A 21671-nucleotide genomic window follows, 5' to 3' on the forward strand; every position below is an offset into this window, starting at 1 on the left:
ATATACTCTACACACAACATCAGCATAAAGACCCGAAACCGATCACAGTTGCAGTTATTTAGTCGAACAAAGAAAACCAATTAAGATTTTTTCACTAACAAGGTCACTTGTCGTGACCCACTGTTAGTCTCTCAATCAAAACAACCACTCACTTTTAAACATTCCGCCCTACCGAGAAATCCCCCGTACCAGTACGCTAGGCACAAAGCCGGATTGACTGAACAAAAGATTATTACTGCCTTGGACTCTGTTGAAGTTGGTTGAGAGGCTAAAGATAACAGGCGTAGTAAAGTCGCTGATCCACTGAATATCACCTCTCTGGAGGATACCCCTGGCCCCCTTATACAGCGGTTTTCAGCCCCTGATTCAGAAGCGCCCTACCCACAAGGACGTGGTTGAAAATTACTTGTCTGTAAACCGCGAGTATCCTTCCAATCTTCTCTCTAAGGTATGAACGACACTCTAGGAGGAACGATGAACTATAAAATCTCCGGCATGAATGCGGGCCAATTTATCCATCTGTTTGGGCAAAGCGATAGCTATTTGCAAAGATATGGGGCGATCAGACACTCTGTTGAAGACTATCCCAGTTGCCCTGATAGGATCTCATTGCGGGATATTCCCGCAGGGGAAAACGCCATCCTGATCAATCACCTCTATCAACCAGCAGATACTCCCTATCGTGGTTCGCATGCCATTTATATTTGGGAAGGCTGTACCGAACAAGGGGTGTACTTCAACGAAGTGCCTGAAGTGATGCAAAACAGGCTGCTCTCCTTGCGTGCCTTTGATGACAACCATTTTTTGAGGAGGGCAGACGTCTGCCAAGGCCACTGTTGCGAAGCTGTTATAGAGGATATGTTTGCCGACCCACAAGTCAGTTATATCCACATACATAATGCCAAACAGGGCTGCTACGCCTGTTTAGCTGAACGTGACCAATGACTTCCACAATAACAGGTTACCGTAACGTCTAACGTAGCCATAATGCTGACCGCGTATGAGAAATGATCTAATCATAAAGTGATTTTAACGCAGTCGCCGCTCTTTATCGGCTCGTGATATGTTGATAACTGTCCCGTAACGTCATCCCCTATTTTGTCGATAAGTGAGATTGGTCAAATGATAGTAGAAACCGCACGATTACGGCTCGAACCCTATGATGACACCCATTATCAGGGCTTAAGAGTCATGGACAGCGATGCCGAGGTCATGCGTTATATTAACCATGGGATCGCGAAAACCCCTGAGCAAACCTGGGAAACCCTTCGGCGGGTACAGCAACGCTGGCAACAGTATGGCTATTCGTGGTGGGCGATTAAAGAGCAAGTCTCCGGCGAGATTGTTGGTGCGGCCTGTCTGCAGCATCTGGGCAATAATGACAATGCCCCATTGGAACTGGGTTGGCGGCTGCTTCCAAACCATACCGGTAAAGGCTATGCCACCGAAGCGGCTCGCGCCATTATTGATTTTGCCGTCAAACAGAAGGGAACCGACTATCTGGTGGCGGTCGCCGACCCCGAAAATATTCCCTCACAACGCGTGATGCAACGCTTAGGTATGACCTACAAGGGTATTGAACCCCATTACGATATATCCTGTGTTGTTTATGAGCTAAATCTTTAGCCGTGGGTGGCAGCCTCTTACATCCCCCTTAATTCTGCTTGGTCGCGGCAATAATCATTGCCGCAGGAGATAAAGGTTGCTATCGGCTTAACGTTAATCCATCGGATGATATTTCCATCAAAGGGTAAAGGTCGCTGTATGAATCGTTATGAAGGTAAACGTATCTTAATTACTGGCGGATCCAGCGGTATCGGACTGGCGGGTGCACGACGTATTGTCGCTGAAGGGGGTAACGTCGCGATCACTGGCTTGAATGACCAAAGATTGGATCAAGCGCGAGCTACGCTGCCGGACAACTCATTGATATTAAAGAGCGATACCGCAAGCGAAGCCGATATCGACAAGCTGCGCAAAGCAGTAGAAGATTGGGGTACCCTTGATGGACTATGGCTGAACGCCGGTATCGCTGAGGTGGATGCCCTTGAATCTATAACGGCAGAATCCTTCAACCGGTTGATGAATACTAACGTTCGCGGTCCGATGCTACAGTTAGCCGCCCTCTCCGCTTCGCTTAATCCAGGGGCCTCAGTACTGGTGACTTCGTCCTCCTCGGTGTATGAAGGTGCTGCCATGACCAGCCTGTATGCTGCCACCAAAGGGGCAGTTATTGCGATGGTGAAGAGTTGGTCCTCTGCTCTCGCCGTGCGCGGTATTAGAGCCAATACGCTGGTGCCCGGTCCGATTGAGACCAATTTCCGCGATTTTATGCCAGAAAATTCCCGCCAGCAGTTCGAGGAATTTGTGGTCAATCAAGTCCCCTTGCGACGAGTCGGTACCGCTGAGGAAGCCGCCGCCGTAGCGTTGTTTCTGCTTTCCGATGAGGCGTCATACGTCACCGGCAGCCAGTACGCGGTCGATGGCGGCTTGGTACATTACTGAATAGAGACTCCCTCGGGAACCTAATATTGAGCACTGGCGTGCGCAGCAGGGGCAAGTCCGTTGATGCTCACGCCAAGTTTTACTCTCTCGACGCATAAGGACTCAATGTCCTGCTAACAACACTCGCAATTGCCCTTTTATTCTCACCAGCTCGGTGCACTCGCTGCCTTATCTGAATACTTCCGCTAGTAAATAGTTACTGTTTTTATTTTTAACTTATTGATTTATCTATTTTTAAATTAGAACCCCTCACCTTTTAAGGTCTGGTATGGCATTTGCTTATCTGTATTATCACTGTCAATCAACAGGTTAGCTATTTTGGAGAGAAGCATGCGGGATGCATCACGCGCATTTATGCCCTACCCGTTTAAACAGGTTGAACATGCCCCACATGGGCCGTTGAGCGGTTTAACCTTTGCGGTTAAAGATCTCTTCGATGTTGCCGGATATCCGACTGGTGGGGGAAATCCTCATATTCTGGCCCTTTCAGGGATTAAGACACATAATGCCCCTGCCGTTCAGCAATTGTTGGATGCCGGTGCCCGCTTTGTTGGTAAAACACATACCAACGAGCTGGCATTTTCGATGAGTGGTCAGAATATTCATTACGGAACTCCCCGTAATGGGGCGGCTCCGGACCGACTCCCTGGGGGATCGTCCTCCGGTTCAGCCTCAGCAGTCTCTAACGGTTTGTGTGATATCGCTCTAGGGACCGATACGGGAGGCTCAGTCCGAACTCCGGCCAGTTATTGCGGCTTGTATGGCCTCCGCCCCACCCATGCTCGTATCAGCTTACAGGATTGCCAGCCACTGGCCCCCTCTATGGACACCTGTGGCTTCTTTGCCTCGAATGTGCAGCACTTTACCGCAGTAGCGGCATGCTTGTTAGGGGAAGACTCCGTGGCAACCACAGCGATACAATTGGTCTCAGACTCCCAGCACTTCAGCCGTTTACCGATGCATAGCCAACAGGCACTCGCCCCAATCGTCGAGGATATTCGCCATTTATGGGGTGAAATAGCGCCACTACAGGGGCTGAACGTTTGGTCTGAACCCCTCTTTGACGCGTTTCGTGTTATCCAGGGCTATGAAGCCTGGCAGGCTCAAGGGACCATCATTGACCGTTATGGGTTGTCGCTGGGGCCTGATGTCGCCGACCGCTTTGAATATGGACGTCAGGTTACCGAGAGTGACTACCAACAAGCGGTTGCCCAGCGTCAAATCTTCACCGCATGGTGGGAACAGCAACTGGCCGGACGTATCTTGCTCCTACCTACCGTTCCCGATACCGCGCCATTACTGACTGCCAGTCAGCAGGAAATTGAAGCGACTCGCCGGCTGTCACAGGATTTATTAATTCTGTCAGTGATGACCGGCACCCCCCAGGTTACGGTACCCATGGCTGATATTGACGGCAGTCCGCTCGGTATTTCATTTCTTGGTCCACGCGGCAGTGACCGACTATTAATTGAGATGGCATTACGTCTTTCTTCAGGAGATAACACATGACTACCGAAGTATTGGTTAATTCTGTATCCAACCTCAGTACATTACGGATCAATGGCGACCGATTATGGGAGTCGTTAATGCAACTGGCGGAGATTGGCGCCACAGCAAAGGGCGGATGCTGCCGGTTAGCCTTAACCGACCTTGATCGTATCGGTAGGGATCGCGTCATCGGATGGGCAAAAGAGGCCGGATTAACCGTTACCGTGGATAAAATTGGTAATGTTTTTATGCGTAGAGAGGGACGTAACCCTTCCCTGCCCCCCATCATGTCAGGTAGCCATATTGATACACAGCCAACTGGCGGTAAATATGATGGAAATTATGGTGTTCTGGCCGCACTGGAAGTGATCCGCACCCTGAATGACCAAGATATTGTGACGGAAGCGCCCCTCGAAGTCGTTTTCTGGACTAACGAAGAGGGTTCTCGGTTTGTCCCTGTGATGATGGGGTCGGGAGTCTTTGCCGGAGTATTTCCTCTCGAGGATATTTATGCGGTCTGTGACAGTGAAGGGAAAAGTGTTGGCAGTGAATTAGAGAAGATCGGCTATATCGGCACACAAACACCGGGAGACCATCCGGTAGGTGCCTATTTCGAAGCCCATATTGAACAAGGGCCACTGCTCGAGGATGAAGAAAAAGTGATTGGTGTGGTACAGGGCGTACTGGGTATTCGCTGGTATGACTGTAAGGTGATCGGTCAAGAATCCCATGCCGGACCAACACCGATGTCACTGCGTAAAGATGCGTTGCAGGTCGCAACACAGATTATGCAGCAAGTCATCACCATTGCCGGACAGACTCCTGAAGGCCGTGGTACCGTCGGAAGCGTACAAGTCTATCCTAACAGCCGCAATGTGGTACCGGGAGAAGTGACCTTTTCTATTGATATGCGCAATACCAGTGATGCACTGGTCACGGAAATGGATTCCGCCCTGAGGCGTTACATTGCCAACGTCAGTCAGCAAACTGGATTAGCGATTGAATTGACCGAAGTCAGTCATTATCCGGCAGCCCCCTTTGATAGTGACTGCCAGGCTGCAATTTCGAAGGCGGCTACAGCGCTCAACTATCCCCAACGAAACATTGTGTCCGGCGCCGGGCATGATGCGGTTTATATGAGCTATCGGGTACCCACCGGGATGATTTTTATCCCCTGTAAGGACGGGATCAGTCATAACGAAGCTGAGTACGCCGCCCCGGAACATGTGACCGCGGGTGCTAACGTATTATTACAGGTCATGTTGCAATACGCTGGGGTCAGCGCGTAATCCCTAGCAGCTTCAGTATCGCCGACAAACTCTGCCGGCGATACTGAAATTCAGTCACCTTTTCCCGACGGTCAGCGTCAGGGGTGTCAAGGGGTTAGCGGTCTGTCCGTGCACTTATTGCAGTGTTCAAGCAGGTGCTCTCCCTACCCCAGTTAGGCCCTCATCGCCCGTTGAACGGATCGCCCGTTTCATAGCGGTCAGTATGTAATCTATCGCTGTTCAAATACTCCCAGACATCTTGATTAACTGCTACGCCTTGAAGGGCAGCCTGTTTCTCTCGCACGACACAATCCTCTCCGGGATAAAGTACACGCTCTACGCCTTGTGCCGGCTTGCTGGCATTCAACTCTGCCATCGAGCGGGAGACATTGGCACGAAACACCTGACTATCCGTAAAGGCGGCCGGGTCAAAGACCAGATGTAACTGCCCGAGGTTACGCCCTTCAGACATATTCTGGTACATGGAGGAGACATGCTTACCAAACGGCAGTCCCAGAAGCATACCCGCTAGCACATCGACCATCATCATTAACCCATAACCTTTTGGCCCGGAAATTGGGTTAAGTCCGGCGACTGCCGCGGGATCAGTGGTGGGACGGCCGCCACGATCCACCGCCCAGTTATCAGGAATGGGCTGATGGCGTAACCGCGCATCAAGGATTTTCCCCCATGCCTGAACACTGGTTGCCATATCCAGCATCATGTAGTCATCACCTTCCCCAGGTGCCGCAAAGGCGATCGGGTTAGTACCATAGTAGGGTTCAGCTCCACCATAGGGAACAACCATAGGATCTGACTGGCAGAGTGATAACGCCACCATCCCTGCTCTAGCAGCTTGTTCAACGAAGAATGACAGCGCACCACTGTGGCTGATCCGGCGGATACCGACAGCCATATCCCTTGTTGCTGAGCAATTTCAATCCCCCGTGTCATTGCCTGCTTAGCGACAAAATGGCCGACCCCGTTATCACCGTCAAAGGTAATGACTGAGGGCAATTCATGGGTAATGGTAAATTCTGGGCGGGTATTAATCCCCCCTTTACACAGTCGCTCCACATAGTACTCTGTGCGTAGTGAACCATGGGAATGCACGCCCCGCTTATCAGCATGGACCAGTGATTCTGCCACCGCGCCGGCATGGGGGGCAGTCAGCCCAGCACGTTGAAGTTTGTCGCTGATTACTGTCAGTAATTGTTGCTGATCGACCCTAATCATCGTTATTCTCCCCGCTGATTAGCGGTGCTTTTAGTCGTGGTAAACGCTCCTCAAACCAGCTGGCCATGGAAATCAGTTCACTTTCTTTAAATGAATGACCAATTAGCTGTAACCCTATCGGTAAGCGCCCTGTTGATAAACCTGCGGGTACTGTTATTGCCGGTAATCCCAGAAATGACCAGGCCGCGCAAAATGATGCATCCCCGGTGGAGAGTAGCCCTGCGGGAGCAACCGAAGGCGCAGCCAGTGATAAAATCAGATCACAATCAGCAAAATAACTCTCCCGCTGGTCGCGACATTGCTGCATAAAGGTTATGGCTGCCTGATATTCCTGCTGCGACGTTTCACGTCCTAACTGAATCAACGCCGCTGTTGCCTCTCCCGCAGGTTTACGGTCTGGACCCAGCCTCGCAGGCAGTTCCTGGCTAGCTTCAACGGCCAAAATCGTGTTAAGGGCGGCCAGCCAGTCTGCATTCTGCTCTGAACACGCTAAAGGTTTACATTCAATGCCCTGTTCCTCCAGATCATTCACTAAATTCAACAAGAGTGACTTAAGCTCTTCATCGGCAGTTTGCCACTGCTCAGGGAAATAGAGTCCGATCTGCTGCGGTTTGATAGTCGTCAAGGGAGCAATCTCGGTTTTATGTTCGATAATCGCTTGTTGACACAGACTGGCATAATGACAATCAGATGTGATAAATCCGATATGATCTAAAGAGTGGGCCAAGGGCTGTACGCCCTCTACTGAGATCTGACCATAGGTCGGTTTGAATCCCACGACTCCGCAGTAGGCTGCAGGTCGGATGATTGACCCTACAGTCTGGGTGCCGATGGCGATATTGACTATTCCCGCGGCGACGGCTGCCGCCGATCCACTGGACGAACCGCCCGGCGTATGCCGGACGTTCCAAGGGTTAACCGTAGCCGCCGGGTGACGCCAGGCAAACTCAGTGGTCGCGGTTTTGCCAAAAATGGTGGCACCGGCCGCTTTCAGTTGCCGGACAATATGCGCATCCTGCATCGGGTAGTGCCCCTCAAATTGTGGGCAGCCGTATGCAGTCGGCATATCCTCCGTTTCAACCAAATCTTTCACCGCAATAGGGATACCAGAAAACGGTAAACCCGCCTCTGTCTGGGGATAGTACTTTGGTAAAAAAACAAAGGCTTTTAAATGCGCGTTATATTGGTGTGCCAGCCTGGTCGCCTGACAGAGCGTTCGGGCATTCTCCATACTATTTGCGCCTATCACCGCAGCTATAGGATCATTTTTGATAAACATTGTGCACGACGTCTGTATAAGTCACCTGTCCGGGTTTAATATTGCCAATGTATTGCTGAACATTAATGGCATTATTGAAGGCGCCTTCGGAGATAAAGGGATTGACGGCATAAATGTTATTTTGTGACAGTCGATTTACCGCATTAGTGACAACTTTAGCATCTAGGGTTGGAAACTCTTTGATAGCAACTTTGCGGGCAATGTCCGGAGAGCTATGCACCACTTTTTCTGCTTCCGCCAGACCCTCAATGAAGTTTTTCACCATGTCAGGTTTGTTTTTCAAGGTCGAGTCAAGGGTATCAATGGCTGAGAAGGCAAACTCTCCGTGATACTTGTCATTAAACGAATAGACAATTTTATAACCGCTGGCAATGCCCTGATCAGCCTGGGGTTCGTACACGGTCGCCGCCTGGGCACGGCCAACACCCAAAGGTGACAGTTCTGTACCCAACTGAACCGTGCTCAGGTTCACATCCTGGATACCTTTATCTTTAATCAATTGCTGTAACAGATAGGTTGTCGTGCTCGGAGGCATTGCGGTAGAAACGGTTTTCCCTTTGAGGTCCGCTTCTGAACTCAGCTTTGCGGAAGGTGGTGCAATGATCCATACCGGTACTCCGGAGACGACCAGCCCGATATTCGTCACTGGCGCTCCTTTGATGTGGGCAAGCACTGCGGTCATTGGGTCTTGGAGCGAGAAGTCACCATGGCCGCCAATCACTGCTGCGACTGCCTGAGCACCACTCCCGGCCGTCATCAGTTTTACATCGACACCGTGCTTGGCAAAAATACCTTGGTCAATCCCTACATAGAGCGGTAAATACTGAATTGAGTGGAAAGCTTCATAAATAACCGCAGACTGATTCGCTTGGGCCATAGAGGCAAATGCTGAGGTACCCACCAGCACAGCGGCGGCAGCCAGTTTACGCACAGATTTCATTTTCATGCTTTCCATTTAACCACCTTTTTCTCAATATATTGAATACACCAGGTTACTAAAGAGGCCATCACTGTCAGCACAATGACGCCAAGCCAGACGGTATTAAGATCAAACAGGGATCCCGCAACAAAAATTTCATGGCCCAAGCCATTATTAGAGGAGATATATTCCCCCACTACAGCGCCAATTAATGAAAAACCGACATTGATACGGATAATAGAAAATATCCAAGGTACCGAGGAGGGAATGATCAGCTTTCTAAAAACCTGCAGGTTAGACGCTTTGAATGAACGAAATAAATTCATTAAATCACTGTCTATTTCTCTGGCTACCGCACACGCAGAAATCATAGCCACCGCGAAAGAAGAAATCGCTGACAACCAAATTTTTGAGGTGGTATCAGACCCAAACCAGATAATGATCATCGGTCCTAATGCAATTTTGGGAATACTATTGAGGATCACAGAAAACTGCTCTCCGACCTGGGATAACTTAGGATAGAACCACAGTCCTAGTCCGAGAATTATGCCTAGCCCACTCCCTATGATCAGCCCCATAATCGTTTCATAGAAGGTAATCCATGTATCGTAAATCAATTGTCCTTGAGTCAGACCAAGCATTGCCGAATGGTATATGCCATAAGGGGAGCCTAATAACTGTCCATTAATCCAGTTTTGTTCGGAAGCCAGTGCCCATAAACAGACCAAAATAAAAAGAATAAAAAAGACAATGATTGTTGCTCTGCGCTTATCGGTATTCTGTGTCATTTCAGTCGATCCTATTTCCCATGCGCCACATTATTCATTCTCAATCCGTCCCAGATTCGACTATGATAATCATGGAATTCTGGCGCTCCTCGCGCAGAGACGGCTGTCCTAGGTCCCGGAGTGGTAAGATCGATTTTTTGTTCCATCACAATTTTTGCAGGCCGGCCTCCCAGCAGTACGACTCGGTCACTCATCGCAATCGCTTCATCGATATCATGAGTCACTAGGATCACACTGGTTTCCCCGCTTTTCGTCAGGTTCATCACATCATCTTCCAGCATCAATCGTGTTTCATAGTCCAGCGCTGAAAAAGGTTCATCCAGTAAAATCACTGTCGGATCGCACAACAGCGTACGGGTCAGTGCAACCCTTTGCTTCATGCCACCGGAAAGTGAAGAAGGATAGGCATTTTCTACTGAGGAAAGGCCATAACGGTCCAGCATCACCATGGCCCGTTGACGATCCTCAGGGGTAATTTTCCGATAGAGTTCGATACCTAATAAGGCATTATCTAAAATCGTCCGCCAGGGTAATAACAGATCTTTTTGCAACATATAGGCTATCCGGCCAATAGCGCCATTTTTGGCGGGACCAAGTACCACACTGCCGGAACTAGGTTTAAGCAACCCTGAAATAAGGTTAAATAATGTACTTTTCCCTGCACCACTGCGGCCTACAATTGCCACAATTTCACCGGGTTTGACAACAAAATTTAGAAACTGGAAAAGACGTAACTCTTCACCGTTATCCAATACAAAATGATGGCTTAGCTGATTTATCTCCAGAGGATACGGAGCCCCGGATTCCTGCAAATGACTCATTATTTCTCTGCCCCATAACTGTCTGTAAACTGTTTTTATTTCTATGTTATGCATTTGACATGCCAACAGTTATTTTTTTATTTTTGTCATTAACAAACAATAACTTAAATTAAAGCACCGACAGCAGTCAAAAGACTATATTTATTGAACGTCACTTAATTGGTGCAAGGATGTAGAGCAATAGTCATACCGATGAGGACAAGACCCCGTTTAAAATACAAAAAACAGATATTTGATTGATACATCCATTAGAAAAATGAATAGCGTAGAATTATTTCTTTCGTTAATGCTTTTCAATGAACGTGAGAGCCCTAATATGGCTAATTAGACCCGTTAGCAAACGAACTCTCCTGCCCCTTTGCGTGAGTTGAATAAATCGTTGAGTCCGTCGTCCTTTATGCTTATCTGTATAAGCTTTATTTGCCATGCCGGATAAACGGCCCAACTCGTGGCCTCTTTGCTGAGTGTTAATTGATGGGTAGCCTAATGCAGGAACCGGGTTGTTCAGCGACTCCGATGGGGCTTTAAAAGGGCCTGGATGGCGCAATACCAGTGATATGGCACCCTATTGCAACACAGTAGGCGGTGGTAAAAAGGCGAGTAACTTGTATACTTCCCGGCTTTCACTGGCGAAAGGGGTTAATCGGCGAAACAGTGCTGATTTAGCCTGACATCTCGATGATAAAGACATCCGTAAATGTCTGCTATGCTGTAGTCAGCTTAGATTGTCCTCGGAACGGCCTGATCCCCTTGCCACACCAATACTTATTAGCCTGACTGCCCACCTTGACAGAAAAGGCATAACACCTAATATTCCCTGCATCAGGATACTTATGTCTGAGACGACTTCGCAGCCGCATACCTCGCTACCGGTGACCGGTATGCCTTTTGTACTGATCCTCAGTGCATTGATGGCGTTCACCTCGCTGTCCACCGATATTTATCTGCCCGCACTACCTGCGATGGGTAAAGAGCTACACGGCAATGCCGAACTGACTATCACCGGCTTTCTGCTGGGATTTTGTATTGCCCAACTGTTTTGGGGACCGGTCAGCGATCATTTCGGCCGACGTAAGCCTTTATTCATTGGAATGTTGCTGTATATCGTCGGTTCAGTCGGTTGTGCGCTGTCTACCGACATCAGCCATATCGTTTTCTGGCGGGTATTCCAGGCGCTGGGAGCCTGTACTGGGCCGATGCTGGCGCGGGCAATGATCCGTGATCTGTTCACCCGCACCCGTGCGGCACAGATGTTGTCGGTATTGATGATGATTATGGCAGTGGCACCGATCGCTGGCCCACTGATTGGCGGTCAGATCATTGCGTTTGCCTCTTGGCATGCCATATTTTGGTTACTAGCGTTCCTCGGCACCTTGATGCTGATTTCGTTGTACTGGCTACCGGAAACATTGCCAGTGGGGAAACGTGTAAAAGCCTCGCCACTAAAGGCATTGAAGAATTATGCCCTGCTGGTACGCAATACGGTGTTTATGCGCTTTACACTCTGTTTAGCCTTTTACTATGTTGGCGTGTATGCCTTTGTGGCGGGTTCGCCGTTTGTCTATATCAGGTACTTTGATATTAATCCGCAGTATTATGGGGGGTTATTTGCCGTCAATATTGTCGGTATGGTGTGCGTCAGTCAAGCAAACCGTCATCTGGTGCGTCATTACCCGTTAGAGAAGCTGTTGAAAATTGCCGCCATCATTGCGGCGGTCGCAGCGACGATACTGGCATTCTCTTCGTTCACTCATATCGGCGGTGTGGTATTAGTGGTGCTCTCGGTGCTGGTCTATTTCTCGATGAATGGCATCATCGCTGCCGGTTCCACCGCCGCCGCACTCGACCATGCAGAGGGGATCACCGGTTCAGCCTCTGCACTGATCGGTTCTTTGCAGTACGGTAGCGGTATTATTTCATCGTTATTGCTGGCGGCTTTTAACAGCGGTACTGCTTGGACCATGGGCTGGATCATCTGGGTGTTTACTTTAGCCAGCCTAGTGATGGCATTGACTACTCGTAACAGTAGCCATCACTAAAGCGTAGCCGGCCAAATGATTGGCCGGCATACCCGCTTATCAGTCAGCGGCGGCAACCGTTGGCCGGCTGTCAGCATGGCTTTGCGCTAATTGTAAACCACGGCGCTTGATAAGGGTCAACAGCGCCAATAACAGCATGACTCCCGCCTCCGCGATTAAGAAACCGATCATGGCATCAGCATAACTGCCGTTGGTGCTGTGATGCAGATGTTGATACAGCACGCCGGCCAATGCCGGGCCTAACCCCAGCGTGGCCTGTTGCAAAGTGCTTAAAATAGCACTACCGGCTCCAGCATCCGCAGTGGCAATATCCCGCATACCAATACGGTAGAAAGCATTAACAATCACTGCCTGGCCCACGCCCATTAACAAGGTTCCTGGAGCGATGGAAAACACAGTTAACTGGCTTTGCTGCCAGTACAGGGTGGCAATTAACAGCGCGACTCCGCTAATCTGAATCAGGATCCCCACCAGTAGAACCGGTGGCAAGCTAAAGCGGGCAATCAAACGGGGGGCATACAGGGCGGACAGAAAATAGGAAATCCCCAGCACCACAAAACTGTTACCGGAATCCAGTGGCCCCATACCAGCTCCTGCCTGTAGGGTGAGCGCCATACAGAACATAAACCCTGACCAGCAACTGAAAAACATAGCCGCAATCAGCAGGCTAAACCGTACCCCGGGCAGTGCCAGCAATCGCGGTGGCAATAACGGTTTAAGTCCTTTCTTCTGCTGCTGGAGGGCATTGATGCCCAACAGTACTGTCAATGGGATCACCGCTAACAATGAGACAAAGGTTGCCGCTGGCCAGTGCAGCACCGGCCCCAAAGCCAATGGAAATAACAGGCAGCAAAGGATCAACGCCAGCAGTAACGTCCCTTGCCCATCAATACGTGAGCGGCTGACGCTGCGGGTTTCAGGAATGACCTGGATACTGAACGCCAGTACCAGCAAACAGACCGGTACATTGATGAAAAAGGCATTACGCCAGCCTAGCCCGGCAATATCTGCCGATACCAGCCAGCCGCCCCCTACTTGGCCGATGATAAAGGCGATCCCACCGATACCACTGTACAGGCTGATCGCCCTCGCATGTGCTTTACCACTTAGGGTGACATGCAAGGTGGCTAGAATTTGCGGCACGATCAGCGCCGCGCCGATCCCCTGAATGGTGCGGGAGATCAGTAACGCAGTAACCGAGCCCGCCAACCCGCAGAACAGTGAGGCAATGCCGAAAATTACGACCCCACTGAGCAGCATTTTACGGCGACCGTAGTTATCCCCGAGTTTACTGCCCACCGCTAGACAAACGGCGAACGCCACCCCGTACAGGGCAACGATCAGCTCAAGGTCGGTTGGGGTACTGGCCAACGATTGGGTGATCGACTCTAGGGCAACATTGGTGATAGAGGTGTCAATTAACGGCAACATTTGGGCCGTAAGTAACAGGATCAGTCCGGCTGTGCCGGGTGAAGCAGGTGCGGCTTTCATTGAAGCTCCGTTGCGATTTTAATATTCTGGGCCTAGTATTCAGTATTCTTTAAACCGGTACCAGTTCCTATTTATACTGGTATTGGGACTACTATGCAGGAGGGAAACTTGTCTCTGCTATCTGATGCGATACCCCGCACCGAGGCTGAACCACGCCAACAGCTGGCGGCTTTTTTACGTACCCGCCGCGAGAGCCTTGACCCACAGCGACTAGGGCTACCCCGTACTGGCCGCCGCCGAACGCCAGGCCTACGCCGAGAAGAGGTTGCGATGCTGGCGGATGTCGGCGTTACCTGGTACACCTGGCTGGAACAGGGGCGAGAGATGAAACCCTCTGCGGCAGTATTGGCCGCTATCAGTCAGGCCTTACAGTGCAGCGCAGCAGAAACACGCCATCTTTTCTTATTGGCCGGATTGCCGGTACCCGATATGCCGCAGGTTGTCCAATGCCAGCAGGCCGGCCCGGCGGCACAGCGCTTACTGACTTCCTTGATGCCTAACCCGGCACTATTGCAGAAACCTAATTTCGATATCATTGGCTTCAATCCGGCGTTCTGCCAACTGATGGGAGTGGACCTGCAACAGGTGCCGACCGAAGACAGAAACTGTATCTATCAGTATCTCACCAACCCTTGCTGGCGCAGTCGACTCCAAGATGAACAGACTTTGTTGTCATTATACGTGGCATATTTCCGTTCTGGGATGGCGGAATATCGTGGCGATCCCCGTTGGGAAGGGTTGCTTGAGCGCTTTTTTGATGTTTCTCCCGAGTTTCGCCGACTTTGGCAGCAGCAGTACGAGATCCGCAATCTCGAAAACCACATCAAGCAATTTCATCACCCACAGTTGGGAGCCATCACCCTGCAACTGATGAACTGGTTTTCGGCTCCACGAGATGGCTCGAGGTTAATGGTTTATCTGCCGGTAGATGAGCAGGGAGAACAGAGTCTGTCAGCACTGACACAACTGCCATTATCAGGCTGAGTAAAAGGATCAGACATGGAAACTGCTGTCCGCCACATCGGTGATAAACATGTGCCCGGGTGCATGGCTGATGGCAAAGGGTACTTTAGAGGCCATAACTGCCGCCTGTGGCGTGACACCGCAGGCCCAGAATACCGGGATCTCCCCCGGCCGAATTTGCGGAATATCACCAAAATCGGGGCGTGAGATATCGGTGACCCCCAGCGCTTGCGGATCGCCGATATGTACCGGTTTGCCGTGTACCGCCGGATAACGACCCGTGATAGCCACGGCGTCAGCCACCTGATGGGCGGGGATTGGGCGCATCGAGACCACCATATTACCCTGTAGCTTGCCCGCCGGACGGCAGGCACGGTTGGTCAGGTACATAGGAACGTTACTGCCAGTGGTGATATGACGGATCTCAATACCCGCTTCCATCAACGGTGTTTCAAAGGTAAAACTGCAGCCAATCAGAAATGTCACCAGGTCGGGATGCTGCTGCCACAATGCGGAGGCATCGCCGACTTCTTGATCGAGTTTGCCGTCACGCCATACTCGGTACAACGGAATATCACGACTGATATCCGCCCCGCTGGCCAATACCGTGTCTGTTCGACCGGCTTCAATAACATCCAGCACCGGGCAGGACTGAGGATTGCGCTGCGCGTACAGCAGAAAATCCCACGCGTAATCTGCCGGTAAGGCAATCATATTGGCCTGGGTCATACCTGGGGCAACCCCGGCGGTGGGGGTGATTTTTCCGCCTCGATAGCCGTTACGTGCTATCTGGGCAGCAGTCATCTTCTGCTGGAGCGTGTTTTGCAATGTCATGTGCTGTTCCTCAGAGGGTCGCCCGCCAGTATTGTGACGGGCAGATGTGCCGCATGGGCTGTCGACCTAAAGACGCAATCAGTGCTTACCGTCTTCCAGCACTTTGCCGCGGGTTTCTGGCAGCGCCAGACATGCAATGATCACCAGCAGGTATGAGCCGCCGGCCATATAGCCAATCGCGGTCCCAAGCGGCATATGATTACTCAGTGTACCGATCATCCCTGGGAAAATAGCCCCGACTGCGCGACCAAAGTTATAGCAAAAGCCCTGACCTGACCCACGGATATGACCAGGATAGAGTTCACTCAAGTAGGCCCCCATGCCGGAAAAGATCCCTGACAGAAAGAAGCCCAGCGGGAAGCCCAAGATCAACATCATCTCATTCGTCACCGGCAGTAAGGTATAACTGACTACTAGCAGGATAGCGCACACGGCAAACAGGATAAAACAGCGGCGGCGGCCGATAGCATCCGAGGCCCAAGCGCTGGTCAGATACCCGGCGAAGGAACCACAAATTAGGACCACCAAATAACCGCTGGTATTGAGGACCGACAGGTGGCGCTCCACCTTGAGAAAGGTAGGTAGCCAGGTAGTCACCGCATAATAAGCGCCCTGCATACCGGTTGCCAGAAAACTGGCCAGTAAAGTGATGCGCAGCAGGCCTGGCCGGAAAATCTGCATAAAATTCTCTGGGGATGAGCCCTGCTCCTGCCGACGACGGCGGGTCTGCAGATAGACCTCAGGCTCCTGCAAAGTACGGCGCATAAACACTAACGCCAACGCCGGTAATGCTCCCACCCAGAACAAAAGTTTCCAGGCCAACTCTGCCGAAACGTTACTGAAGATCCCCCAATAGGCCAATGCGGCGATAGCCCAACCCACAGCCCAGCTACTCTGTACCAGTCCGACGGCTTTGCCACGATGGCGAGCGCGGATCATTTCGGAAATCAGTACCGAACCGACCGACCATTCACCGCCAAAGCCTAGCCCTTGCATCATACGGGTAAACATCAATTGTTCCGGCGAGTGAACAAAACCACTGCACAGGGTGAAAAAGCTGAACCATAACACGGTGACTTGTAGCATCTTCACTCGGCCATACTTGTCGGCCAAAATACCCGCCAGCCAACCGCCTACCGCAGAAGAGATCAATGCACCGGTAGCGATATAACCCGCCTCGGTTTTGGTCATTCCCCATAAGGTGATAAAGGTTGGGATCATAAAGGTGTAAATCATCGAGTCGAAGGCATCGATGCCATACCCCATAAAGGCGGCGGTCAGCGCTTTACGCTCACCGCGATCAGTTTCCCTAAGCCACATAAAATTACTCACTGCTAAAAAGTGTATTTCCGTACTGCCCTGTCGGCAGCACTCGTACGGGCAGGTATCTATAGTTATAAGGGGCTGTCCTGCTTCCGTGGGAGGTCAAAAGCAAAACTTATGCCAGCTTAGCAGGGAAGGGAAAGGATGGCAGCGATGGGACTTCATCCGGTCCATGAGCAGCAGTCAACACGGTCTAGCGTTGCGGAGGCAGGATGGCCATCACTCATTTAGGGCACAATATTGGTGCAATGCACCAATATTGTGCCCCAGTCTATTTCATGGCAACACATGAGTTTACGTTAATCGTTTATGATCACCATCCGCTCATTCAGAGGTAAAACGGGCCAAACGCTGACTAAGTTGACGGTTTTCACTATTCAGTCGATCGATCTGTTCCAATAACGACATCGCCACGGCGATCCCCGCCCACTCAATTTCTAACTCTTGGTGCAGGCGCCTGGCTCGTCGGCAGACGCGGATAGCACTGTCATCGAAATACCAATCCTGCTGGACCCCGTTAACCGGCTCAATCATGCCTAGCCCAACAATTTCGTTCAGTTCCGGCGCGGTCAGCCCGGTGTGGAAACAAAATTCTGTGACGGTGAGATGAAGGGTGGTATGGCTCATGATGATTCCCCCCATTGGTTTCGGGCATCGAATCCGGAGTGTGCTTGGGCCAGTTGTTGCCACAGCGCTTCACTCTGTGTATCGGGCTTAGGTGGCATCACGATCTTGATGACAGCATAGAGATCGCCTTGCCCTTTCTTGCTTTTCAACCCCTTGCCTTTGACCCGTAACCGTTGTCCCGCCTGACAACCCGCAGGCACGCTCAGTAAAATCGACCCATCAAGAGTGGGTAACGATACTTTCGCCCCCAGCGCGGCTTCCCACGGGGCAAGGGGTAGGATGATTTCCAGATCATTCCCTGTCACATCAAATAATGGGTGCGGAGCAATGCGTATCACCAGATAAAGGTCTCCTGCAGGTGCGCCGTCGCTGCCTGGCTCACCTTGGCCTTTGAGACGGATTTTCTCGCCCTCGGCTACCCCGGCAGGAATGGTCACTTTCAGGGTTTTACGGGTTTCACCGATAACGCTGCCGAAAGCATTGCGCTGCGGGAGGGTGAAAGAGAGCGTCCGTGTTTCACCTCTTTGTGCTTCTTCAAGAAAAACAGCTACTTCCGTTTCGATGTCATGGCCGCGGCGCGGAGTCTGCTGGCGGGCTCGCTGGCCGAAGACCGAACTGAAAAAATCGGCATAGTCGGCAAAATCTTCAGCGGAGTCCGCAGAGTGATAGCCGCTGTCGCGTCCAGCACTGGTGCCATAGCGAGGGTCATTGCGGTGCTGCCAGAGGTGGTCATACTCCTCACGGCGCTGTGGATCTTTCAGCACTTCATAGGCTTCGGCGATTTCTTTAAATCTGGCTTCGGCTTCCGGTTCACTGCTGACATCAGGGTGATATTTACGTGCCAGCCGCCGATAGGCGGTTTTAATGGCTTTAAGATCATCGGAGCGTTCCACCCCGAGAATGGCGTAGTAGTCCTTCAGTTCCATAGTAAGCGTTCCTGTCAGGTTCAGGGATTAGCTGTCTGCTGCTGTTACACTATAGCCCGCTGTGCGAAGTCAGGGGCTATGATTAATGCATTTATCATCAAATGCCTTGCTGGCGCACTACTAGCATCATCAATAACATTAATATTACCTGCCTGCATAAGCCATTCTTTTACTAAGGACATTTAAGGTTACATCATTTAATTTACCGCCTAACTCTTCAGCTTCCCCCGTCATTTTCAGGGTTTTCTTCATCTTAAACGCCCGTGGCATATCAAAATAACCCCATGATAATAATCAGATAAAAAAATCCCCTTCGCCACTACCTAGAGAAACATTTGTTTACCCAATGACATTTCTGCGGGAAATACAAGACAGCCCCCAAATAACCCTATATACATTATTGTTAATCAGATTTACTTTATTTGTAGTTTTCGGTGCCAATCAACGGGTACCGGCTGTTTCAATAATCTGTCGCGGAGCCTGTATGCTTGACCTGATTATTCCTGCCCTGTTACCGATTGTGATCACCTTGCTGCTGGGCTTTATTGCTGGCTGGCACCACGACTTTGATGCCAGTCAAGGGGCCGTGCTTAACCGAATGGTGATGCTCTATGCGCTACCACTGACTCTGTTTGCCGGAATGATGGGACTTTCCCGTTCGGTGCTGTTATCTCAGGGGATCATCGCAGTTATTTTACTGGCTGGCATGGTGGGGGGATATTTGATTGTTTACTTACTAGTACGCTATCTGTGCCACCAGCCAGCAGGGATGGCAGCTTTATTGGCACTGGCTATCTCCGGTCCAGCAGTCCCCTTTGTTGGCGTGCCGGTACTCGGCCATTTATATGGTACTGTCAGTACCCTTCCCATTGCGTTATGTAGCATTATCATGAACCTGTTTCAGGTTCCGCTCACTATTCTGATCCTGTCCGCCGGTAACCGCGATAAAGCTAACACTAGTTTTAGCCAGAATATCTTGCATACCCTGAAAGAGCCGGTGGTTTGGGCACCGTTACTGGCATTGCTGTTGCTGTTACTGAACCTGCATATCCCAGCGGCATTGCGCAGTGCCCTTCAGTTGTTAGGCGGTACCACTGGCGGCGTTGCGTTGTTCGCATCAGGGGTGATCCTCTTTTCCTATCATGTGGTGTTTGACCGCACCGTTATCCTGTCAGTACTGGCAAAGAATATCATCCTGCCGCTGCTGATCCTGATCCTGGCTCGGGCATTACATACCGACGGACAGACCTTGAGTCTATCGGTGATCAGCATGGCGATCCCCAGTGCTTCAGTCTGCGTGATCCTGGCGGTGCAGTATAAAACCGCGGGTCAGGAGATGGCCTCGATCCTGTTTTTTAGCACCCTCTTTTCCATTTTGACTATGGGCGGAATGCTCTATTACCTTGCCGGTCACTGATGACCACAATGTCGCGGAGAGATTGTATGACCATTGAAACGCAAAACGTCGCCGAATTTTTGGTATCTTGTCTGGAGGCCGAAGGAGTCAAATATGTGTTTGGCATCCCCGGCGAGGAGAACATTAAATTCGTGCGTGCTATCAGCGCATCGCCCGATATTCGTTTTATCTTAGTGAGGCATGAACAGGCGGCCTCGTTTATGGCTGATATTTACGGACGATTGACCGGCAATGCTGGCGTCTGTACGGCCACCCTTGGCCCAGGGGCTATTAATCTATTACTGGGTACCGCCGATGCGCAGACTGACTCCAGCCCACTGGTAGCGATCTCCGCCCAGGTTGGCCTGAACCGTATTTATAAAGAGTCTCACCAGATTGTTGACCTGACAGCGATGTTTCGTCCGGTGACAAAATGGGCCGAAACCCTTTACACCCCGCAGGCTAGTGCTGAAATGTTGCGTAAGGCTTTTCAGGTTGCTCAACAGGAACGGCCGGGGGCGGCCTATCTGGCGATCCCTCAGGATGTGGAAGCGATGCCGGTACCTGCGGCATTGCAGCCGATCCAGCCGCTGCGTCCACGCTTACCCGCGCCCCCTGCCAATAGTATCCGCGAGGCAGCCAAATTGTTGCGTAATGCCCGCTTCCCGGTCATTTTGGCGGGACACGGGGTCGCTCGTAACGGGGCATCAGAAGCTCTGAATCAATTTGTCGAACAGTATCGTCTGCCAACGGCCACCACCTTTATGGGCAAAGGCGTGGTCAGTGATCGCAGCCCTCATGCCCTCGGTGTAATGGGGTTTATGCGCCATGATTATGAGAATTTTGCTTTTGACCAAGCGGATGTGATCTTGGCGGTAGGCTACGAGTTACAAGAGTTTGCCCCGGAACGTATGAACCCGGAGATCAATAAAAAAATCATCCATATCAACAGTTTCTTACCGGATACGGACCGTCACTATCCTGCCAGCGTGGCGATAGCTGCCTGCCTGACCCAGAGCCTGCATGCCCTAAGCGCGGAATTGGGTGACCAGCCGTTACAAGATGGCCCGGCTACCGCAGAGATCCGTCGCCTGCGGGAACAAGAGCTAGAGAACGGACGTCAAGATAACAGTTTCCCATTAAAGCCGCAGCGGGTGGTCGCAGATATGCGCGCCGCGTTGGATGATGAGGATATTGTGTTGGCTGATACGGGGGCAATTAAAATGTGGGTGTCGCGGCTCTATCCCACCTACCGTCCATTAACCTGTCTGACTTCTAATGGCCTATCCACCATGGCCTTCTCTCTGCCGGGTGCCATCGCGGCCCATCTCGCCTGTCCGGGACGTAAAGTCCTGGCCAGCATGGGGGACGGTAGTTTTATGATGAATTCCCAAGAGATTGAAACTGCTGTCCGCGAGCAGATCCCGCTGGTGGTGTTGGTATGGGTCGATGGCAGCTACGGCCTAATCAAATGGAAAATGGATATCGAGGAAGGTGACCATGACTCCGTCGATTTCAACAATCCCGACTTTGTGAAGTATGCCGAAAGCTTCGGTGCCCGCGGTCAGGAAATTACCGCCGCGGAGCAGTTATTGCCGGTACTGCAACAGGCGCTGGCTGACCCAGGCGTCACGATTATCGCCTGTCCGGTGGACTACCGAGAAAATATGGCGCTGGTCGACAAACTGGGTGAACTGACGATATCACTCTAAAACAGTGGTGAGGGGTAATATAAGTGACAGTGTCACTTATGCTCCCCTCGCCGATC

General features: G+C 51.1%; 18 protein-coding genes and 1 pseudogene. 9 read left to right on the forward strand and 10 right to left on the reverse strand.

The features are described from left to right. Nucleotides 1-474: 474 nt before the first annotated feature. The 5 genes from DW47_RS0108845 to DW47_RS0108865 all read left to right on the forward strand — a co-directional run bounded on the left by DW47_RS0108845 (nt 475) and on the right by DW47_RS0108865 (nt 5282). Nucleotides 475-945 (forward strand): DUF1203 domain-containing protein, encoded by a 471-nt coding sequence (locus tag DW47_RS0108845; RefSeq protein ID WP_029686032.1) that lies wholly within the window; start codon nt 475-477, stop codon nt 943-945. 177 nt (nt 946-1122) lie between these two features. Next, nucleotides 1123-1626: a GNAT family N-acetyltransferase gene (locus tag DW47_RS0108850; RefSeq protein ID WP_029686033.1), complete on the forward strand. Its 504-nt coding sequence runs from the start codon at nt 1123-1125 to the stop codon at nt 1624-1626. Nucleotides 1627-1764: 138 nt separating this feature from the next. Continuing rightward, complete coding sequence (locus DW47_RS0108855) at nt 1765-2505, forward strand: SDR family oxidoreductase (RefSeq protein WP_029686034.1); 741 nt, start codon at nt 1765-1767, stop codon at nt 2503-2505. 330 nt (nt 2506-2835) lie between these two features. Continuing rightward, entirely contained in the window at nt 2836-4014 is a 1179-nt protein-coding gene (locus DW47_RS0108860) for an amidase (protein ID WP_029686035.1), read from the forward strand. Beyond that, nucleotides 4011-5282 (forward strand): Zn-dependent hydrolase, encoded by a 1272-nt coding sequence (locus DW47_RS0108865; RefSeq protein WP_029686036.1) that lies wholly within the window; start codon nt 4011-4013, stop codon nt 5280-5282. The genes DW47_RS0108860 and DW47_RS0108865 overlap by 4 nt, the downstream gene beginning before the upstream one ends. 160 nt (nt 5283-5442) lie before the next feature. On the opposite strand, the pseudogene allD reads toward DW47_RS0108865, so the two are convergent. From allD to DW47_RS0108890, 5 genes and pseudogenes are all read right to left on the reverse strand, one after another. Then, nucleotides 5443-6494 (reverse strand): annotated as a pseudogene (allD, locus tag DW47_RS16340) (ureidoglycolate dehydrogenase). Beyond that, complete coding sequence (locus DW47_RS0108875; protein WP_029686037.1) at nt 6490-7728, reverse strand: amidase; 1239 nt, start codon at nt 7726-7728, stop codon at nt 6490-6492. The pseudogene allD and the gene DW47_RS0108875 overlap by 5 nt, the downstream one beginning before the upstream one ends. A 31-nt stretch (nt 7729-7759) precedes the next feature. Next, on the reverse strand, nt 7760-8731 hold the full coding sequence (locus DW47_RS0108880; protein ID WP_029686038.1) for an ABC transporter substrate-binding protein: 972 nt from the start codon (nt 8729-8731) through the stop codon (nt 7760-7762). After that, a complete protein-coding gene (locus tag DW47_RS0108885; protein ID WP_029686039.1) occupies nt 8719-9483 on the reverse strand; it encodes an ABC transporter permease in 765 nt (254 codons plus the stop codon). Before DW47_RS0108885 ends, DW47_RS0108880 begins: the two co-directional genes overlap by 13 nt. Nucleotides 9484-9494: 11 nt before the next feature. Further along, nucleotides 9495-10304 (reverse strand): ABC transporter ATP-binding protein, encoded by an 810-nt coding sequence (locus tag DW47_RS0108890; protein WP_051150879.1) that lies wholly within the window; start codon nt 10302-10304, stop codon nt 9495-9497. Nucleotides 10305-11137: 833 nt separating this feature from the next. Between DW47_RS0108890 and DW47_RS0108895 the strand changes: the two genes are divergently transcribed. Next, on the forward strand, nt 11138-12343 hold the full coding sequence (locus tag DW47_RS0108895) for a multidrug effflux MFS transporter (protein ID WP_038027436.1): 1206 nt from the start codon (nt 11138-11140) through the stop codon (nt 12341-12343). Nucleotides 12344-12382: 39 nt separating this feature from the next. On the opposite strand, the gene DW47_RS0108900 is transcribed toward DW47_RS0108895, so the two are convergent. Then, a complete protein-coding gene (locus DW47_RS0108900) occupies nt 12383-13834 on the reverse strand; it encodes an MFS transporter (RefSeq protein ID WP_029686042.1) in 1452 nt (483 codons plus the stop codon). A 93-nt stretch (nt 13835-13927) separates the two neighbouring features. Between DW47_RS0108900 and DW47_RS0108905 the strand changes: the two genes are divergently transcribed. Continuing rightward, on the forward strand, nt 13928-14818 hold the full coding sequence (locus DW47_RS0108905; protein WP_071846632.1) for a helix-turn-helix transcriptional regulator: 891 nt from the start codon (nt 13928-13930) through the stop codon (nt 14816-14818). A gap of 9 nt (nt 14819-14827) precedes the next feature. On the opposite strand, the gene DW47_RS0108910 is transcribed toward DW47_RS0108905, so the two are convergent. From DW47_RS0108910 to cbpA, 4 genes are all read right to left on the reverse strand, one after another. Further along, nucleotides 14828-15631: a putative hydro-lyase gene (locus DW47_RS0108910; protein ID WP_029686044.1), complete on the reverse strand. Its 804-nt coding sequence runs from the start codon at nt 15629-15631 to the stop codon at nt 14828-14830. Between the two features lie 78 nt (nt 15632-15709). Further along, complete coding sequence (locus tag DW47_RS0108915) at nt 15710-16951, reverse strand: MFS transporter (protein WP_029686045.1); 1242 nt, start codon at nt 16949-16951, stop codon at nt 15710-15712. A gap of 327 nt (nt 16952-17278) precedes the next feature. Further along, complete coding sequence (locus tag DW47_RS0108920) at nt 17279-17581, reverse strand: chaperone modulator CbpM (RefSeq protein ID WP_029686046.1); 303 nt, start codon at nt 17579-17581, stop codon at nt 17279-17281. After that, nucleotides 17578-18507 (reverse strand): curved DNA-binding protein, encoded by a 930-nt coding sequence (gene cbpA / locus DW47_RS0108925; RefSeq protein ID WP_029686047.1) that lies wholly within the window; start codon nt 18505-18507, stop codon nt 17578-17580. The genes DW47_RS0108920 and cbpA overlap by 4 nt, the downstream gene beginning before the upstream one ends. Before the next feature lie 484 nt (nt 18508-18991). Here cbpA and DW47_RS0108935 point away from each other — a divergent pair, with 484 nt between their 5' ends. Beyond that, nucleotides 18992-19924 (forward strand): AEC family transporter, encoded by a 933-nt coding sequence (locus DW47_RS0108935; protein ID WP_029686048.1) that lies wholly within the window; start codon nt 18992-18994, stop codon nt 19922-19924. A 26-nt stretch (nt 19925-19950) separates the two neighbouring features. Then, nucleotides 19951-21615: an acetolactate synthase large subunit gene (locus DW47_RS0108940; RefSeq protein ID WP_029686049.1), complete on the forward strand. Its 1665-nt coding sequence runs from the start codon at nt 19951-19953 to the stop codon at nt 21613-21615. The last annotated feature ends 56 nt before the right edge of the window (nt 21616-21671 follow it).

Origin of the sequence: Tatumella saanichensis (assembly GCF_000439375.1) — a bacterium.
Classification (GTDB): Bacteria; Pseudomonadota; Gammaproteobacteria; order Enterobacterales; family Enterobacteriaceae; genus Tatumella; species Tatumella saanichensis.

Bases quoted from the DNA above. Each gene is read 5' to 3' on its own strand.
- DW47_RS0108845 (WP_029686032.1), top strand. From the start codon at position 475: ATGAACTATAAAATCTCCGGCATGAATGCGGGCCAATTTATCCATCTG.
- DW47_RS0108850 (WP_029686033.1), top strand. From the start codon at position 1,123: ATGATAGTAGAAACCGCACGATTACGGCTCGAACCCTATGATGACACC.
- DW47_RS0108855 (WP_029686034.1), top strand. From the start codon at position 1,765: ATGAATCGTTATGAAGGTAAACGTATCTTAATTACTGGCGGATCCAGC.
- DW47_RS0108860 (WP_029686035.1), top strand. From the start codon at position 2,836: ATGCGGGATGCATCACGCGCATTTATGCCCTACCCGTTTAAACAGGTT.
- DW47_RS0108865 (WP_029686036.1), top strand. From the start codon at position 4,011: ATGACTACCGAAGTATTGGTTAATTCTGTATCCAACCTCAGTACATTA.
- DW47_RS0108875 (WP_029686037.1), bottom strand. From the start codon at position 7,728: ATGGAGAATGCCCGAACGCTCTGTCAGGCGACCAGGCTGGCACACCAA.
- DW47_RS0108880 (WP_029686038.1), bottom strand. From the start codon at position 8,731: ATGGAAAGCATGAAAATGAAATCTGTGCGTAAACTGGCTGCCGCCGCT.
- DW47_RS0108885 (WP_029686039.1), bottom strand. From the start codon at position 9,483: ATGACACAGAATACCGATAAGCGCAGAGCAACAATCATTGTCTTTTTT.
- DW47_RS0108890 (WP_051150879.1), bottom strand. From the start codon at position 10,304: ATGAGTCATTTGCAGGAATCCGGGGCTCCGTATCCTCTGGAGATAAAT.
- DW47_RS0108895 (WP_038027436.1), top strand. From the start codon at position 11,138: ATGTCTGAGACGACTTCGCAGCCGCATACCTCGCTACCGGTGACCGGT.
- DW47_RS0108900 (WP_029686042.1), bottom strand. From the start codon at position 13,834: ATGAAAGCCGCACCTGCTTCACCCGGCACAGCCGGACTGATCCTGTTA.
- DW47_RS0108905 (WP_071846632.1), top strand. From the start codon at position 13,928: ATGCAGGAGGGAAACTTGTCTCTGCTATCTGATGCGATACCCCGCACC.
- DW47_RS0108910 (WP_029686044.1), bottom strand. From the start codon at position 15,631: ATGACATTGCAAAACACGCTCCAGCAGAAGATGACTGCTGCCCAGATA.
- DW47_RS0108915 (WP_029686045.1), bottom strand. From the start codon at position 16,951: ATGTGGCTTAGGGAAACTGATCGCGGTGAGCGTAAAGCGCTGACCGCC.
- DW47_RS0108920 (WP_029686046.1), bottom strand. From the start codon at position 17,581: ATGAGCCATACCACCCTTCATCTCACCGTCACAGAATTTTGTTTCCAC.
- cbpA (WP_029686047.1), bottom strand. From the start codon at position 18,507: ATGGAACTGAAGGACTACTACGCCATTCTCGGGGTGGAACGCTCCGAT.
- DW47_RS0108935 (WP_029686048.1), top strand. From the start codon at position 18,992: ATGCTTGACCTGATTATTCCTGCCCTGTTACCGATTGTGATCACCTTG.
- DW47_RS0108940 (WP_029686049.1), top strand. From the start codon at position 19,951: ATGACCATTGAAACGCAAAACGTCGCCGAATTTTTGGTATCTTGTCTG.